Below are 13,583 nucleotides of genomic sequence, written 5' to 3' on the forward strand. Positions count from 1 at the left end.
GTTACCCGCGGCTCACAGATGAGTCGAATCTTACAAGAAATCGAACACCTTCTGACAGGGGCTTGTGGGCCTCGGTCGCTATGTTGTTGACGGAGCCGACACCAACCCCATGCCCACCCAACCAGACCTTCAAGTGCGAAGATTATTGCTCGGTCTAACCCTATTCAGCCCCGCCACCGCCTCTTTGGCAGCCGATGAAACACCGGTAGATCAATCTGCCAATATCGTCTGGGACTGCCGGACGATCGATGGGCACTGGGACTGTCGTCGCGAAGACGGCGTACCCGAATCGGCGACGCAGCAGCAGGCTCAAACCCAGGGTTCGGTTGAAGCTCAGACAACGCAGACATCCAGCACACCGGTTGCGGTTGAAGCCACGGCAGAACAACCACCTGTAACAGAGGTGGCCGCTGAAGCCGACATCAAACCTAAAACCAACGCGGCAAGCCAAGCCAAACCAGACTCCGAGACAATCTCTGCTGCCAAAACAGAAGCCGTGGTCGTTTCCGACGCTGCACTTAACAGGGAAGCTGAACAGGGATCCGTCGATAGCCGCGATCAGCAAGTCGCCGTTGAACCCTCTCTGCTTAATACCGCCTGGGCCTGCCAAGCCGCTGACGATCAATGGAATTGTCGCCAAGGCAATAACAATACCGCCACAGCCTCCGGACGAGCGGCTCGATCAGCCTCCACGCCTAACTCTACCGAGGACAAGCGCTACCGGGAAAACTATCCCGAAACCTACGCGACCGCAGCCACGGTAATCGAAACCCAACAACAAGCGCGCCAGCAATGGTTGGCGCAAGGGCGGGTAGCTTCTAATCCCGACGGAGAGCGGCAGCAGGAAAATCTCTTTGACGATGCACCCTATGCCTTCCTGGATTGGTACCCGAATCCGACCGGAGTGTCGCCGCTCAGCCACTGCGCAGGCAGTTACATCGAGCCGAGCTTCGATTTCGAGGATGCCCTGCTCGGTGACGACGATCAGCCGGTTTATATCAAGGCCGACAGCAGCCGGACGCTTGGAAACAGCACGACCGAGCTGAGTGGCAACATCTTTTTACGCAAAGGCAACCGTCAGGCTCGCGCACAGAGTGCACGCATCGATCATCAAAGCGAGACGGCCGAGCTAAACGGAATGGTCCAGTTCCGCGAACCCGGCGTTTTACTACTGGGTGAACAGGCCGACATCGATATCCAGAACAACCGCGCAGTATTGGAACAGGCTCAATTCGTATTCCATGGTCGCCACCTTCGGGGTAGCGCCGATCGCATCACCCGTTTGGACAGTAACGAACTGATCATCGAGCAAGGCAGCTATACCCGCTGCGAGCCGGGCAATGATTCCTGGAGCATCCAGGGTAGCAAAATCGTACTACACCAGGAGGAAGGTCTTGGTGAAGTCACCCATGCAACACTGAGGTTCAACGACGTACCAGCGCTGTACGTGCCCTATATGTCATTCCCGATCGATGATCGCCGGATGTCGGGCCTGCTGTTCCCCAGTTTCGCTCTGACCAGCGACAACGGTTTCGACTATGCCCAGCCCTACTACTTCAACCTGGCGCCTAATTACGACGATACCCTGACACTGCGCTGGATCAACAAGCGTGGCCAGTTGCTGGAAAATGAGTTCCGTTATCTGAACCAATACGGCTTGAATGTGTTGTCGTTCGCCTATATGGCCGAAGATAAGGAGCGCAACGATGAAGAGCGCTGGATCCTGGGCTTCGAACATAAGGGTTCACCGGCCAGCAATTGGAGCACCTCGGTCGATTACACGGCGGTCAGCGATCAGGACTACTTCGACGACCTGGGCACCAATCTGGACCTGAACGAAGAATCCCACCTGCTCCAGAAGGCTCAAGTCAACTACCATGTCCGTGGCTTCAGTTTTTCAGCCGAAGTTCGCGATTACCAAACCATCGATGATGCTGCCGAAAGGCCCTACCAAAAGCTTCCATCGTTACGGGTCAAGGGAACCCCGCAACTGGATACCGATTGGCTGCAGTTCGATTATCTGGCTGACTTCACCCATTTTGACCGGGACCCCACCGGCTTTAGTGGTCTCGATCGTACCCATGGCGGGCGCCTTCACTTGGAAACCAGTGCCAGCGTCCCCTTCGAGCGTTCCTGGGGTTATATCAAGCCGAAGATCCGCCTGACCCAGACCCAGTACAGCCTTAACGATCAACCCAGCGGCTTTGATAGCAGCCCGGTGCGAACCGTCCCTCTGCTGAGCCTCGACAGCGGACTCTATTTCGATCGTTACTTCGATTACGGCGAGCAACAGTACACCCAGACCCTGGAGCCTCGGCTCTATCTGCTGGAGGTACCGTTCGAAGACCAGAGCGAGCTGCCGACCTTCGATTCATCCGAGCTGACCTTTGGTTTCAACCAGTTGTTCCGCGACAACCGCTTCAGCGGCTATGACCGTATCGGCGATACCCGCCAGGCAACCCTGGGCCTGACCAGCCGACTGCTCGACACGGATGGCCGCGAACTGGCCAACGCCAGCATCGGTCAGATCCACTATTTCAAAGACCGCAAAGTCAGGCTCGACAGCAGTTCCAGCATCTTGACCGAAAGCACCTCCAACCTGGCTGCCGAAGCGACGGTCAATTTCACCCGCCAGCTGCGTCTTCGCGCCGATGCCGAGTGGGACCGGGATGCCCGCCAAAACCTGGCCCGCAACTTCAAGCTGACCTACCAGTCCGATATCGATCATGTGATCAACCTCGGCTACCGTTTCACCAAAGACTCGGTTGAACAGACCGACCTGTCTTGGATCTGGCCGCTCAGCCCCCAATGGAGCATGCTCGGCCGCTGGCAGCATGATTGGGAAGCGAAGGAATCACTCGACACCATTGTCGGTTTTGAGTACGAAAACTGCTGTTGGCAGATCCGCACCATTTATCGTGAATGGATCACCTCGGACAGCACCGATCGACGCAAAGATGGAATTTTTCTGCAATTTGAACTCAAAGGATTGGGGGGCATCGGCACCCGCGCGGTTGGTGACAGCGGCACCAAGGCGAGAAGCTTCATGAAAGAGATCACCGGTTTTGAAGAGCGTAGCACCTATGATGAAACCAACTAACTGTTTGATCCGCGGTCTGGTACCAGCACTACTGGTCGGCCTACTGAGTCATATTCCGGTGGCCTCAGCGGCCGAAACAGCGCTGGATCGGGTCGTCGCCATCGTCGAAGACGACATTATTCTCGAGACCGAACTGCAGCGGCGAAGCGATATCATTCGACAGCAGATTGCCAAGCGCAACACCCGTCTTCCCGACAATGACACCTTCACCCGTCAAGTGCTGTCCAAGATGATTATCGAGCGTATCCAGATGCAGAAGGCGGCCGAACAGGGCATTGCCGTGTCTGATGCCGAACTCAACAACACACTCGATCGAATTGCCGAAAGCAACGGTCTGACCCTACCCGAGTTTAAAGCTCAGCTGGAGCAGGAGGGACAGAACTACCTTGAAGTCCGCGAGCAGATCCGTACCGAAATGCTGCTGGCGCGGGTTCAGGAGCGGGTGGTCAACCAGCGGGTCCAGGTTACCGAGCAGGAGGTCAAGAACTTCCTCGCATCCGAGCAGGGCAAGAAAAGCACCGAAGTGCAGCTGAATCTGAGCCATATCATGATACCGGTACCCAATGGTGCCACCAGCGAACAGCTGATCGCCGCCACCAGTCATGCCCGCGAGGTGTATCAACGACTGCTCAACGGTGAAGATTTTGGCCAGGTGGCGATTGCCGTGTCAAAAAGTCCGGAAGCGCTGAAAGGCGGCGAGATCGGCTGGCGCAAGCCCTCCGAGCTGCCTGAAGCCGCTGCCGAAGCCCTGGCTTCACTCGATAAAGGCGAAATGACGGAACCGTTCCGGGTCGGTGGCGGTTTCCATATCCTGAAGGTCAACGATAAGCGTGGCGGTCAAAAGCAGATGATCGATCAGGCCCAGGTTCGCCATATCCTGATCAGCCCGAATCAGATCAGATCCGCCGAAGAGTCGGAGCTGCAGATCCGCGAGCTGTTCCGTCGCCTGAATCGGGGTGAAGATTTCGCCGTTCTGGCCAAACAGTTCAGCGACGATCCCGGCAGCGGCAGCAAAGGCGGTGAGCTGGGCTGGGTGATGGACGGCCAGATGGTACCGGAGTTTGAATCCACCATGCATGCCACGGCCACCGGCGAGATCAGCCCGCCGTTCCAGAGTCAGTTCGGCTGGCACATTCTGCAGGTCACTGACCGTCGCCAACAGGACTTCGGCAAACAGATGCTGGAAAATGAGGCCTATCAGACCCTTCGTAAGCGCAAGTACACCGAAGGTCTGTCCAACTGGCTGCGTGAAATTCACGCCCAGGCCTATATTGAGAAAAAACTGTAACAGACCGATGCCGCACTGCTTCCGTCTCGCCCTGACCCCGGGTGAACCAGCCGGTATCGGCCCGGATCTTTGCGTCCAGCTGGCGCAACACCCCCAGCCCCATCAACTGGTGGTGATCGGCAACGCCGAGCTGTTGCGCCAACGCGCCGAGAGCCTGGGACTGCCGCTGAACTTGCGCCCGTTCAACGCAGATCAGCCGCCGCAACCGAGCCAAGCCGGCGAGCTCTGGGTCCTTGACCTGCCCCTGGCTGAAAGCTGCGTCGCCGGTCAGCTCAACAGCGCCAACGCCGACTACGTCCTGCAAAGCTTACGACTCGCCACCGATGGCTGCCTGAACGGTCAATTCGATGCGCTGGTCACCGCCCCGGTACACAAAGGCGTTATCAACGATGCCGGCACCCCATTCAGCGGCCATACCGAGTTTCTGATGGAGCGCACCGGTGCCGAACAGGTCGTCATGATGCTGGCGACCGAAGGCCTTCGGGTTGCGCTGGTTACTACCCACCTGCCGTTAAGCCAGGTACCGGCGGCCATTACAGCCGAGCGCATCAGCCAGATCTGCCACATTCTTAACCAGGATCTGCGCACCAAATTCGGCCTGCAACAGCCACGCATTCTGGTTTGCGGGCTCAACCCCCACGCCGGTGAAGGCGGCCACCTGGGATTGGAAGAGCAGCAGATCATCGAACCCACCCTGGCCAGGCTCAATGCCGAAGGGATGAACCTGATCGGCCCCCTTCCCGCTGACACCCTGTTCTGCGAACATCACCTGAAAGATGCCGATGCGGTACTGGCGATGTATCACGACCAGGGATTGCCGGTGTTAAAGCACAAAGGGTTCGGAAAAGCGGTTAATATTACCTTGGGACTACCGATCATCCGCACCTCGGTTGATCACGGTACGGCACTGGACCTGGCTGGAACGGGTCAGGCCGATAGCGGCAGCTTGATCACCGCCATCGATTATGCGGCGCTGATGGTCGCCGCGCAGCGCGGTAACACCCCGTCATAGCCCAACACAGACAACGTGCGAGACCAGCTCGCGCGCAAACAGGATACCCATGAAGCAGAGCCCGCTCGGCCATCAGGCGCGTAAGCGTTTCGGTCAGAATTTTCTCCAGAATCCCGGCGTGATCCGGCGGATCATCCGCGCCATTCACCCCAAACCCGGCCAGCATTTGGTCGAGATCGGTCCGGGCCTGGGCGCCCTTACCGAAGAGCTGCTGGCCGCAGCCGGCGAGCTGGATGTGGTCGAACTGGACCGTGACCTGATCCCGATTCTTCGCACCCAGTTCTTCCGTTACGAGCAGAACTTCCGCATCCATGAAGCGGATGCGCTGAAGTTCGATTTTGGCCAATTGGCGACCGACGAACGCCCGCTGCGGGTGGTCGGTAACCTGCCCTACAACATCTCGACTCCGCTGATCTTCCATCTACTCAGCCACAGCGGGTTGATCGAAGATATGTATTTCATGCTTCAGAAAGAGGTGGTCGAACGGCTGGCGGCCCAGCCCGGTGAGAGCGCCTACGGACGTCTGAGCATCATGGCGCAATACTATTGCGAGGTGTCGAATCTGTTTCTGGTTGGCCCGGAAGCCTTCCACCCCAAACCCAAGGTCGATTCGGCGATCGTCAAGCTCAAGCCCTATCCGACCCCGCCGCATCTGGCCGACAACCCCAAGGATTTCGAAACCCTGGTACGCACCGCCTTCACTCAACGCCGCAAGACCCTGCGCAACAATCTGAAGCAGTTGCTGCCGGTTGAACTGATCGAAGCGGTCGGTATCGATCCCGGCATCCGCCCCGAAAGGATCTCATTGCCGGAGTTTGTAACCCTGGCCAACCGCTACAGTCTATATGTGCAGCAGTCCCAATCCGAGCCGGAGAATCCCCATGAGTGAGCCGATCAGCATCGACGTCAAGACCGACTACCTCGACCATCAGTCCGACCCGGATAACCAGCGATTCGTGTTCGCCTACCACATCACCATCAGCAACAACGGTGGCGAAGCGGTCAAGCTGTTGAGCCGCTACTGGCGCATCACCGACGGTGATCAGCATGTGCAGGAGGTCGAAGGCCAGGGCGTAGTCGGCGAACAGCCGGAGATCGAACCCGGCGACAGCTACAGCTACACCAGCGGCACCGTCTTACCCTCCGAAGTGGGAATCATGGAGGGTTACTACGTGATGCAGAGCGCCTCCGGCGAGCAGTTCCAGGCTCCGATCGACGCCTTCACCCTGGCGCTCCCCCACGCACTGCACTAAAAGGACAATACGATGATCTATGCCGTCGGCGATCTTCAGGGCTGCCTGGATGAACTGCTCCAGCTGCTTGAGCAGGTCGGTTTTGGTCGAGAGGATCAACTCTGGATTACCGGCGATCTGGTTAACCGGGGCCCCAAGTCGCTGGAAACGCTACGTTTTGTTAAATCCCTGGGCAACCAGGCCCGCACCGTTCTGGGCAACCACGACCTACACCTGCTGGCCGTCGCCCACGACAAGAAGCGCGTCGGTCGCAAAGATACCTTCGATGAAATCCTGGCCGCACCGGATCGGCTCGAACTGATGGAATGGCTGCGCCATCTACCCCTGCTGCATCGCGACCAAGGCTACCTGATGGTTCATGCCGGTATCCCGCCGATCTGGGATCCTGACACCGCCGCCGCCTGCGCCGCCGAGATGGAAGTGGTCCTGCAAGGGCCTAAAGCCGGTGATTTTTTCGCCAACATGTACGGCAACAGTCCCGACCGCTGGGATCCGATGCTCGAGGGTCACGCCCGCCACCGGCTGATCACCAACTACCTGACCCGAATGCGCTTCTGCAGCGCCGACGGCACGCTGGAGCTGGCTACCAAGACCGGTCCGGCCAATCCGCCCAAAGGCTTTGCCCCCTGGTTCAGTTTTGAAGACCACCGTTGCGCCGATCAACAGCTACTCTTTGGACACTGGGCCTCGCTGGAAGGACGCGCCAATCGTGACGGTTTCCATGCTCTGGATACCGGTTGTGTCTGGGGCGGCCAGCTGACCGCGCTACGGATACAGGATCAACGCCTGTTTCAAGTCCCCAGTCCCGGCTACGCCTGAGCCCTCCTTCAACCACTGCGCAGGAGTCACCGCATGACCGAATTCGAACAGATCGACGCCCAACGGGCCAAAACCCTGATCGACCAAGGTGCCGCCCTGGCCGATATCCGCGACCCTGAGAGCTTTTCCCGCGCACACATACCCGGCGCAGTCCATCTGGACAACAGCAACCTGCAGCAGTTTGTCGAAGAGTCCGACCTGGATCTGCCGCTGGTGGTCTACTGCTACCACGGCCTGAGCAGCCAGTCAGCGGCCCAGTTTCTGATCAGCCGGGGGTTCGAAGAGGTCTACAGCCTGGCCGGAGGTTTCGAAGGCTGGCAGCAGCAGTTTCCTCAGCACTGCCAGCAGGCCCAGCATCCGGACCGGGAACAACCTTGATGCAGACCTATCTGGTCGGCGGTGCCGTTCGTGACCGCCTGCTCGGCTTCGAGGTCTATGACCGCGACTGGGTCGTGGTCGGTGCCAGCGCAGAGCAGATGCTGGCAGACGGCTTCGTGCCGGTGGGCAAAGACTTTCCGGTCTTTTTACACCCCCGGACCCATGAAGAATATGCCCTGGCCCGTACCGAACGTAAGACCGGCCTTGGCTACGGCGGCTTCCAGTTTCATGCGGCTCCCGATGTCACCCTGGAACAGGATCTGTTACGCCGAGACCTCACCATCAATGCGATGGCCGAAGATAACCAGGGACAGCTGATCGACCCCTACGGCGGCCGTGACGATCTGAAACAAAAACGCCTGCGTCATGTCTCCGCCGCCTTTGCCGAAGATCCTCTGCGGGTACTGCGCACGGCCCGTTTTCTGGCCCGCTTCCATCGACTGGGGTTTGAGGTGGCCGCTGAAACGATGGCGTTGATGAGCCAACTCAGCAGCCGGGAAGAACTCCAGGCCCTGTCCAGCGAACGGGTCTGGAAGGAAACCGAACGGGCACTGGGCGAAAGCTCACCGCAACTGTATTTCAGCTGCCTGCAACAGTGTGGTGCGCTGGCACAACTGATGCCGGAGCTGCAGCTTAATTCGCGCCTGATAGAGCTACTCGAGCAGGCGGCGGCCCAACAGTTCGATGATGAAGTCCGCTGGGCGCTGCTGTGCCATCAAATCGAACAGGAAGCCGATCTGGAACAGCTGCAGCAGCGGCTCAAGACACCCAAGCGATTCCAGCAAAGCGCGCAGTTACTGCGACGGCATCATCCGACGCTACAGAAGCCGTTGACGGCAGAACGGCTGCTGTCACTGTATCAGGGTCTGGATCTGTCACGCCGCCCCGAACGTTTAGCGCCCTTTATCGAGGGCTGCGGGTTGATCTTCACCGACCATCCCGAGAGCCTGAATCGATGTCGGCAATTACCGGAACTGATCGACGGCATCAACCAGATTCAACCCAGGCAACTGGTACAGCAAGGTTTCAAAGGCGCAGAGCTGGGGCAGGAACTGCAACGGCGTCGACTCTCCTGGCTGCAACAGCAGCTGTCACCCACACCGCCACAAGCAGCGCCCGACAGCAACGATCAGGAGTAACCCGATGACTCAGCCCGCCTGCTTCAGCTCCGTCACATCCAGACCCGGTTTCGACAGCCCCGTCGCTCTGGTGACCGGAGCGGCCCGCCGCGTCGGCGCCTGTATCGCCCGACGCCTGCATGGCGCGGGCTATCGGGTCGTAATCCACTACAACCGGTCTCAGGCCGAGGCCGAACTGCTGGCCGCCGAGTTGAATCGTATCGAACCGGCCAGCGCCTGCTGCCTGAGCGCCGATCTGAACGATGCGGACCAGGTCCGCCAATTGGCCAACCGGGCACGGGATTACTGGCAACGGCTCGACCTGCTGGTCAACAATGCCTCGACCTTCTACCCCACCCCATTGGCCCAGGCCAACCAAACCCAATGGAACGACCTGATCGGTTCCAACCTGCAGGCACCGCTGTGGTTATCGCAGGCCTTGGCCGACGAGCTACAGCAACGCGAAGGGGTGATTGTGAATATCGTGGATGTCCATGCCCAACGGCCGCTGAAAGGATTTCCGGTCTACTCAGTCGCCAAGGCCGGACTGGCGATGTTGACCCAATCACTGGCCAAGGAGCTGGCACCCAAGGTGCGCGTCAACGGCGTTGCCCCCGGGCCGATACTGCCGCCGGAAGGCGCTGCCAAACGGGATAAGGAAGCGGAACAGAAAGCTCTCGACAGCACCCTGCTGGGTCGCTACGGATGCCCCGATGACATTGCCGACGCGGTGCTGTTTCTGGCCGGGCAGAACTTTATCACCGGCCAGATCCTGGCGGTCGATGGCGGTAAGTCGGTCTGCTGATCCCGACCCGCCTGGAGCTGCTCTTTTGGTAAACCGGCGCTCAGTTACGCTGAAGCTGCTGGCCTTGCCATTCAAACGGTACCGTCCAGAGCCGCTGGCGTTTCTTCGCATCCTGCTGCCGGCGACTGTCGTAATCCTGCCAAATATCGCTGTAGCTGCGCTGGGATACAGGATGTAAGTACTCAGGAGCAATCTCAGCCAACGGCTGCAGTACAAATGCATTGGTTAGGATTTCGTCGCGTGGCAGCTCGCCGCCACTGCCATCTTCCAGCCGAAATTCACCAACGAAGTCGTCGTAGATCAGGATATCGATATCCAGCGTTCGGGCGCTGAACTTGATTGCATTGCGACAGCGGTCGTTGTCATGTTCGATCCGGCGTAACAGGCTGAACAGTTGCGGCAGCGCCAGCTCGGTCTCTATCCCAACCACCAGGTTGTAGAACGGATCGCCGTCAAACCCCACCGCTTCACTTTCGTATACGCTGGAGATCAACAACTCACCGAACTGCAACTGCAGGGCATCCAGGCAGGCACTGATGTAACGCTGGCGCTCGATATTGCTACCGATGCTTAAAAACGCCTGACTCATGCCGGCTTCTCGCCACGTTCAATGATCACCCCGACATCCTTGGCACCTCGAACGGCTCCCGGCTTACCCAGGCGCAACCGGATCCACGGGGTGGGGAATTCGCTCAGTACGATCTCGGCGATCTGTTCGGCCATGGTTTCGACCAGCAGGAATTCACTCTGCTCGATAAAGGCGATCAAGCGCTTGCTAACGGTCTTATAGCTGATGGTGTTGTCGATATCTTCGGTATTGGCGGCTTGGCGGATATCGGTTGCCATCTCCAGATCGAGGCTGACCCGTTGGCGGATCTTGCGCTCCCAATCGTAGATACCGATCACCGTTTCCACTTCCAGTTCCTTGATATAAACAATGTCCATTAAGATCTCCTTGGGCAGACTGAACGATCGGGGCCGACGTTGGCCGCTTTTACATCATCGAACAGTTCTGCTACTAATGCATGTTTAGCTTGCGTGCTGCATAGCAGCAATTATTGGCCCATTTATCAGACTTGGCACAGCTCCATGGCGTTTGAGCTCAATCTAACCTGCGCCCTGCTAATGATCGGCGCCTACCTGCTGGGATCTATCTCCAGCGCAGTGCTGGTTTGCCGTGCGTTGGGTTATGAGGATCCGCGAACGCTGGGCTCGGGCAACCCCGGCGCGACCAATGTCTGGCGGACCAGCTCCAAACATGCAGCCGCCATCACCTTTGTTGCCGACCTGCTTAAAGGCACCCTGCCGGTCTGGCTGGCGTTGCAGTTCGGACTCAGTCTTTTAGAGGCCGCCCTTTGCGGTTTAGCAGCCGTGATCGGACACATGCTACCTGTTTTCTTTCGTTTTCGTGGCGGCAAGGGCGTTGCCACTTTTCTGGGCGCCTGCCTCGGTATCGACCCGCTACTCGCGCTCAGTCAGATCAGCCTGTGGCTGGTCACCATGCTGACTTTCCGGCGCTCCTCGGTGGCTTCGATAACCTGTGCCTTAGCCACCCCGCTCCTGTGCTACTGGCAACAACCGGAGTTACTGCCGGTACTGGGACTGATGTCTTTGCTGCTGATTATCAGCCACCGCAACAACATCCGTCGACTGATCAGCGGCAGCGAGCAACGGCTCTAACCTCAGAACACGCCCCCAAACCACCAAACCTTAGACCGGTGCCAATTCGACCATCGGCCAGCGAGGTCGGGCCTCTATTTTGTCGCCGCTACGCTGCCCGGCCAGCAGGCGCTGACAACCGGCATAGGCGATCATCGCGCCGTTGTCGGTACAAAACTTCGGCCGGGCATAGAACAGCTCGGCGCCACGCTTGGTCGCCATCGCGCCGAGGCGCTCACGCAGCATCGAATTGGCGCTGACCCCACCGGCGATCACCAGGGTCTTCAACCCGGTTTGCTCCAGTGCCCGGCGGCACTTGATCGTCAGGGTATCGATCACCGCTTCCTGGAAAGCCAGCGCGATATCGTTGATATCCTGCTCGCTCAGTTCCCCCGACTCGTCACGCAGCTTGTCGGACGTATTCAGGGTAAAGGTCTTTAAGCCGCTGAAACTCAGGTCCAACCCGGGCCGATCGGTCATCGGTCGCGGGAAACGGAACCGTCCCGGCGTACCTTGCTCGGCGCGCTTGGCGATCAACGGGCCTCCCGGATAATCCAACCCCAGCATCTTGGCCGCTTTGTCGAACGCCTCCCCGGCCGCATCGTCGAGGGACTCGCCCAACAACTGATACTGACCCAACCCCTTCACTTCAAACAGCTGGGTATGACCACCGGAAACCAGCAGCGCCAAAAAGGGGAACGCCGGCGGCTCGGCCTCCAGCATCGGGGCCAACAGATGACCTTCCATATGATGTACCCCCAACACCGGCTTATTCCAGGCCAGCGCCAGCGAAGTCGCCAGCGACGCGCCGGTCATCAGCGCACCGATCAGGCCGGGGCCGGCCGTATAGGCAATGGCATCGATACCTTCTCCATTGCCGGCACCCTCACCACCAGCATCACAACCGGCCTCGCTCAGCACCTGACGGATCAACGGGATCAGTTTCAGAATGTGGTCCCGCGACGCCAGCTCAGGCACCACACCGCCGTATTCGGCATGCATCGCCACCTGACTGTAGAGCGCATCGGCCAACAGGCCCTGCTCACTGTCATACAGCGCAACACCGGTTTCATCACAGGAGGTCTCTATACCCAATACACGCATCTGAATTCTCTGGCAGCTCGGCAGTTTCGGCGCATAATACCAGCCCAACGGGACGATGCCATCAAAATCCCCCATCAGGGTTTACAATACCTTTGAGGAAGAATTAGAATGTGCGCCCCTGAAATTTTCGGGGGCCGTTTCTGTGGCCAAAAACTCTGGTTTAACCGCCCTGAAACCACATTGTTCGATCAACGAAATTAACGTTAACCAAAGGTAAGACAATGCCAAGTGTAAAAGTCCGTGATACCGAGCCGTTTGATATCGCTCTGCGTCGTTTTAAGCGTTCTTGCGAGAAGGCAGGTATTCTGGCTGAAGTACGTCGCCGCGAGCACTACGAGAAGCCGACTTCTGTACGTAAGCGCAAGGCTGCTGCCGCTGTTAAGCGTCACGCCAAGAAGGTCGCCCGCGAGAACAACCGTCGCGTTCGCCTGTACTAATCCCGGCTTAGCCGATTAGTACCGCACGTACCTGAACCACGGAATAACTTCGACATCCAGACATAGACAGAAGCCATGACCGACTGCGCCCTGAAATCCGAGCTGAAAGCCGCTCAGAAAGACGCCATGCGAGCCAAAGATAAGGATCGCCTGAAGACGTTGCGCAGTATTTTATCGGCCATCAAAGATGTTGAAGTTAACGAGCGCATTGAACTGGACGACGCTCGAGTTATTGCTGTTCTGGATAAGATGCAGAAACAGCGCAACGACTCGATCGCCCAGTTCGACGCCGCCGGCCGTGATGATCTATCTGAGGTAGAGAAGAAAGAACTGGAGGTGATTAAACAGTTTCTTCCTGCCCAGCTAACCGACCAAGAGATTGACCAGCTGATCGATCAAGCGATCAGCGAAACCGGCGCCAGTTCAATGCGCGAAATGGGCCAGGTCATGGGCCGCCTGAAGCCCCAGCTTCAAGGCCGCGCCGACATGGCCGTCGTCAGCAAGCAGATCAAAGCCAAGCTGAGCTGATCCTGCCGCGGTTGCAGTTCGTTACTGCCTCATCACCGCAGAGCTGATAATCTGGGCCGACCACCGGTCCCCGACAGACCCA

15 protein-coding genes are annotated in these 13,583 nt (G+C 58.4%); 12 read left to right on the top strand and 3 right to left on the bottom strand.

What is annotated here, in order from left to right; genetic code table 11:
• Positions 1 to 133: 133 nt before the first annotated feature.
• From ACO05M_RS00110 to ACO05M_RS00150, 9 genes are read left to right on the top strand one after another with little or no spacing between them, the layout of a single operon-like run.
• Positions 134 to 3,100: an LPS-assembly protein LptD gene (locus tag ACO05M_RS00110; RefSeq protein WP_421866402.1), complete on the top strand. Its 2,967-nt coding sequence runs from the start codon at positions 134 to 136 to the stop codon at positions 3,098 to 3,100.
• Complete coding sequence (locus ACO05M_RS00115) at positions 3,084 to 4,388, top strand: peptidylprolyl isomerase (protein WP_421866405.1); 1,305 nt, start codon at positions 3,084 to 3,086, stop codon at positions 4,386 to 4,388. Before ACO05M_RS00110 ends, ACO05M_RS00115 begins: the two co-directional genes overlap by 17 nt.
• A gap of 7 nt (positions 4,389 to 4,395) precedes the next feature.
• Complete coding sequence (gene pdxA / locus ACO05M_RS00120; RefSeq protein WP_421866408.1) at positions 4,396 to 5,400, top strand: 4-hydroxythreonine-4-phosphate dehydrogenase PdxA; 1,005 nt, start codon at positions 4,396 to 4,398, stop codon at positions 5,398 to 5,400.
• A 49-nt stretch (positions 5,401 to 5,449) separates the two neighbouring features.
• On the top strand, positions 5,450 to 6,289 hold the full coding sequence (gene rsmA, locus ACO05M_RS00125) for a 16S rRNA (adenine(1518)-N(6)/adenine(1519)-N(6))-dimethyltransferase RsmA (RefSeq protein ID WP_421866410.1): 840 nt from the start codon (positions 5,450 to 5,452) through the stop codon (positions 6,287 to 6,289).
• Entirely contained in the window at positions 6,282 to 6,653 is a 372-nt protein-coding gene (gene apaG, locus ACO05M_RS00130) for a Co2+/Mg2+ efflux protein ApaG (RefSeq protein WP_421866413.1), read from the top strand. Before rsmA ends, apaG begins: the two co-directional genes overlap by 8 nt.
• Before the next feature lie 12 nt (positions 6,654 to 6,665).
• The gene (locus ACO05M_RS00135; protein ID WP_421866416.1) at positions 6,666 to 7,472 is read left to right on the top strand and encodes a symmetrical bis(5'-nucleosyl)-tetraphosphatase; all 807 of its coding nucleotides are present in this window, start codon (positions 6,666 to 6,668) and stop codon (positions 7,470 to 7,472) included.
• A gap of 33 nt (positions 7,473 to 7,505) precedes the next feature.
• On the top strand, positions 7,506 to 7,850 hold the full coding sequence (gene glpE / locus ACO05M_RS00140) for a thiosulfate sulfurtransferase GlpE (protein ID WP_421866419.1): 345 nt from the start codon (positions 7,506 to 7,508) through the stop codon (positions 7,848 to 7,850).
• The gene (locus ACO05M_RS00145; RefSeq protein ID WP_421866422.1) at positions 7,850 to 8,989 is read left to right on the top strand and encodes a hypothetical protein; all 1,140 of its coding nucleotides are present in this window, start codon (positions 7,850 to 7,852) and stop codon (positions 8,987 to 8,989) included. Before glpE ends, ACO05M_RS00145 begins: the two co-directional genes overlap by 1 nt.
• Positions 8,990 to 8,993: 4 nt before the next feature.
• The gene (locus tag ACO05M_RS00150) at positions 8,994 to 9,773 is read left to right on the top strand and encodes a pteridine reductase (RefSeq protein WP_421866424.1); all 780 of its coding nucleotides are present in this window, start codon (positions 8,994 to 8,996) and stop codon (positions 9,771 to 9,773) included.
• Between the two features lie 40 nt (positions 9,774 to 9,813).
• Here ACO05M_RS00150 and folK read toward each other — a convergent pair whose 3' ends face one another.
• The gene (gene folK, locus ACO05M_RS00155) at positions 9,814 to 10,362 is read right to left on the bottom strand and encodes a 2-amino-4-hydroxy-6-hydroxymethyldihydropteridine diphosphokinase (RefSeq protein ID WP_421866426.1); all 549 of its coding nucleotides are present in this window, start codon (positions 10,360 to 10,362) and stop codon (positions 9,814 to 9,816) included.
• Positions 10,359 to 10,718 carry a dihydroneopterin aldolase gene (folB, locus tag ACO05M_RS00160; protein WP_421866428.1) on the bottom strand — a complete coding sequence of 120 codons (360 nt, stop codon included), beginning with the start codon at positions 10,716 to 10,718 and terminating at the stop codon, positions 10,359 to 10,361. Before folB ends, folK begins: the two co-directional genes overlap by 4 nt.
• A gap of 144 nt (positions 10,719 to 10,862) precedes the next feature.
• On the opposite strand from folB, the gene plsY reads away from it, so the two are divergent.
• A complete protein-coding gene (gene plsY, locus ACO05M_RS00165) occupies positions 10,863 to 11,453 on the top strand; it encodes a glycerol-3-phosphate 1-O-acyltransferase PlsY (protein WP_421866430.1) in 591 nt (196 codons plus the stop codon).
• A 30-nt stretch (positions 11,454 to 11,483) separates the two neighbouring features.
• Here plsY and tsaD read toward each other — a convergent pair whose 3' ends face one another.
• Positions 11,484 to 12,536, bottom strand: coding sequence for a tRNA (adenosine(37)-N6)-threonylcarbamoyltransferase complex transferase subunit TsaD (gene tsaD / locus ACO05M_RS00170; RefSeq protein ID WP_421870803.1), 1,053 nt, complete (start codon positions 12,534 to 12,536; stop codon positions 11,484 to 11,486).
• A 221-nt stretch (positions 12,537 to 12,757) separates the two neighbouring features.
• Here tsaD and rpsU point away from each other — a divergent pair, with 221 nt between their 5' ends.
• Both rpsU and ACO05M_RS00180 read left to right on the top strand, forming a co-directional pair.
• Positions 12,758 to 12,973: a 30S ribosomal protein S21 gene (gene rpsU / locus ACO05M_RS00175; RefSeq protein WP_114696222.1), complete on the top strand. Its 216-nt coding sequence runs from the start codon at positions 12,758 to 12,760 to the stop codon at positions 12,971 to 12,973.
• A 75-nt stretch (positions 12,974 to 13,048) separates the two neighbouring features.
• Positions 13,049 to 13,501, top strand: coding sequence for a GatB/YqeY domain-containing protein (locus tag ACO05M_RS00180; protein WP_421866433.1), 453 nt, complete (start codon positions 13,049 to 13,051; stop codon positions 13,499 to 13,501).
• Positions 13,502 to 13,583 lie beyond the last annotated feature (82 nt).

This window comes from Motiliproteus sp. (genome assembly GCF_965230735.1).
Taxonomy (GTDB): Bacteria; Pseudomonadota; Gammaproteobacteria; order Pseudomonadales; family Balneatricaceae; genus Motiliproteus.

Bases quoted from the DNA above. Each gene is read 5' to 3' on its own strand.
- ACO05M_RS00115 (WP_421866405.1), top strand. From the start codon at position 3,084: ATGATGAAACCAACTAACTGTTTGATCCGCGGTCTGGTACCAGCACTA.
- pdxA (WP_421866408.1), top strand. From the start codon at position 4,396: ATGCCGCACTGCTTCCGTCTCGCCCTGACCCCGGGTGAACCAGCCGGT.
- rsmA (WP_421866410.1), top strand. From the start codon at position 5,450: ATGAAGCAGAGCCCGCTCGGCCATCAGGCGCGTAAGCGTTTCGGTCAG.
- apaG (WP_421866413.1), top strand. From the start codon at position 6,282: ATGAGTGAGCCGATCAGCATCGACGTCAAGACCGACTACCTCGACCAT.
- ACO05M_RS00135 (WP_421866416.1), top strand. From the start codon at position 6,666: ATGATCTATGCCGTCGGCGATCTTCAGGGCTGCCTGGATGAACTGCTC.
- glpE (WP_421866419.1), top strand. From the start codon at position 7,506: ATGACCGAATTCGAACAGATCGACGCCCAACGGGCCAAAACCCTGATC.
- ACO05M_RS00145 (WP_421866422.1), top strand. From the start codon at position 7,850: ATGCAGACCTATCTGGTCGGCGGTGCCGTTCGTGACCGCCTGCTCGGC.
- ACO05M_RS00150 (WP_421866424.1), top strand. From the start codon at position 8,994: ATGACTCAGCCCGCCTGCTTCAGCTCCGTCACATCCAGACCCGGTTTC.
- folK (WP_421866426.1), bottom strand. From the start codon at position 10,362: ATGAGTCAGGCGTTTTTAAGCATCGGTAGCAATATCGAGCGCCAGCGT.
- folB (WP_421866428.1), bottom strand. From the start codon at position 10,718: ATGGACATTGTTTATATCAAGGAACTGGAAGTGGAAACGGTGATCGGT.
- plsY (WP_421866430.1), top strand. From the start codon at position 10,863: ATGGCGTTTGAGCTCAATCTAACCTGCGCCCTGCTAATGATCGGCGCC.
- tsaD (WP_421870803.1), bottom strand. From the start codon at position 12,536: ATGCGTGTATTGGGTATAGAGACCTCCTGTGATGAAACCGGTGTTGCG.
- rpsU (WP_114696222.1), top strand. From the start codon at position 12,758: ATGCCAAGTGTAAAAGTCCGTGATACCGAGCCGTTTGATATCGCTCTG.
- ACO05M_RS00180 (WP_421866433.1), top strand. From the start codon at position 13,049: ATGACCGACTGCGCCCTGAAATCCGAGCTGAAAGCCGCTCAGAAAGAC.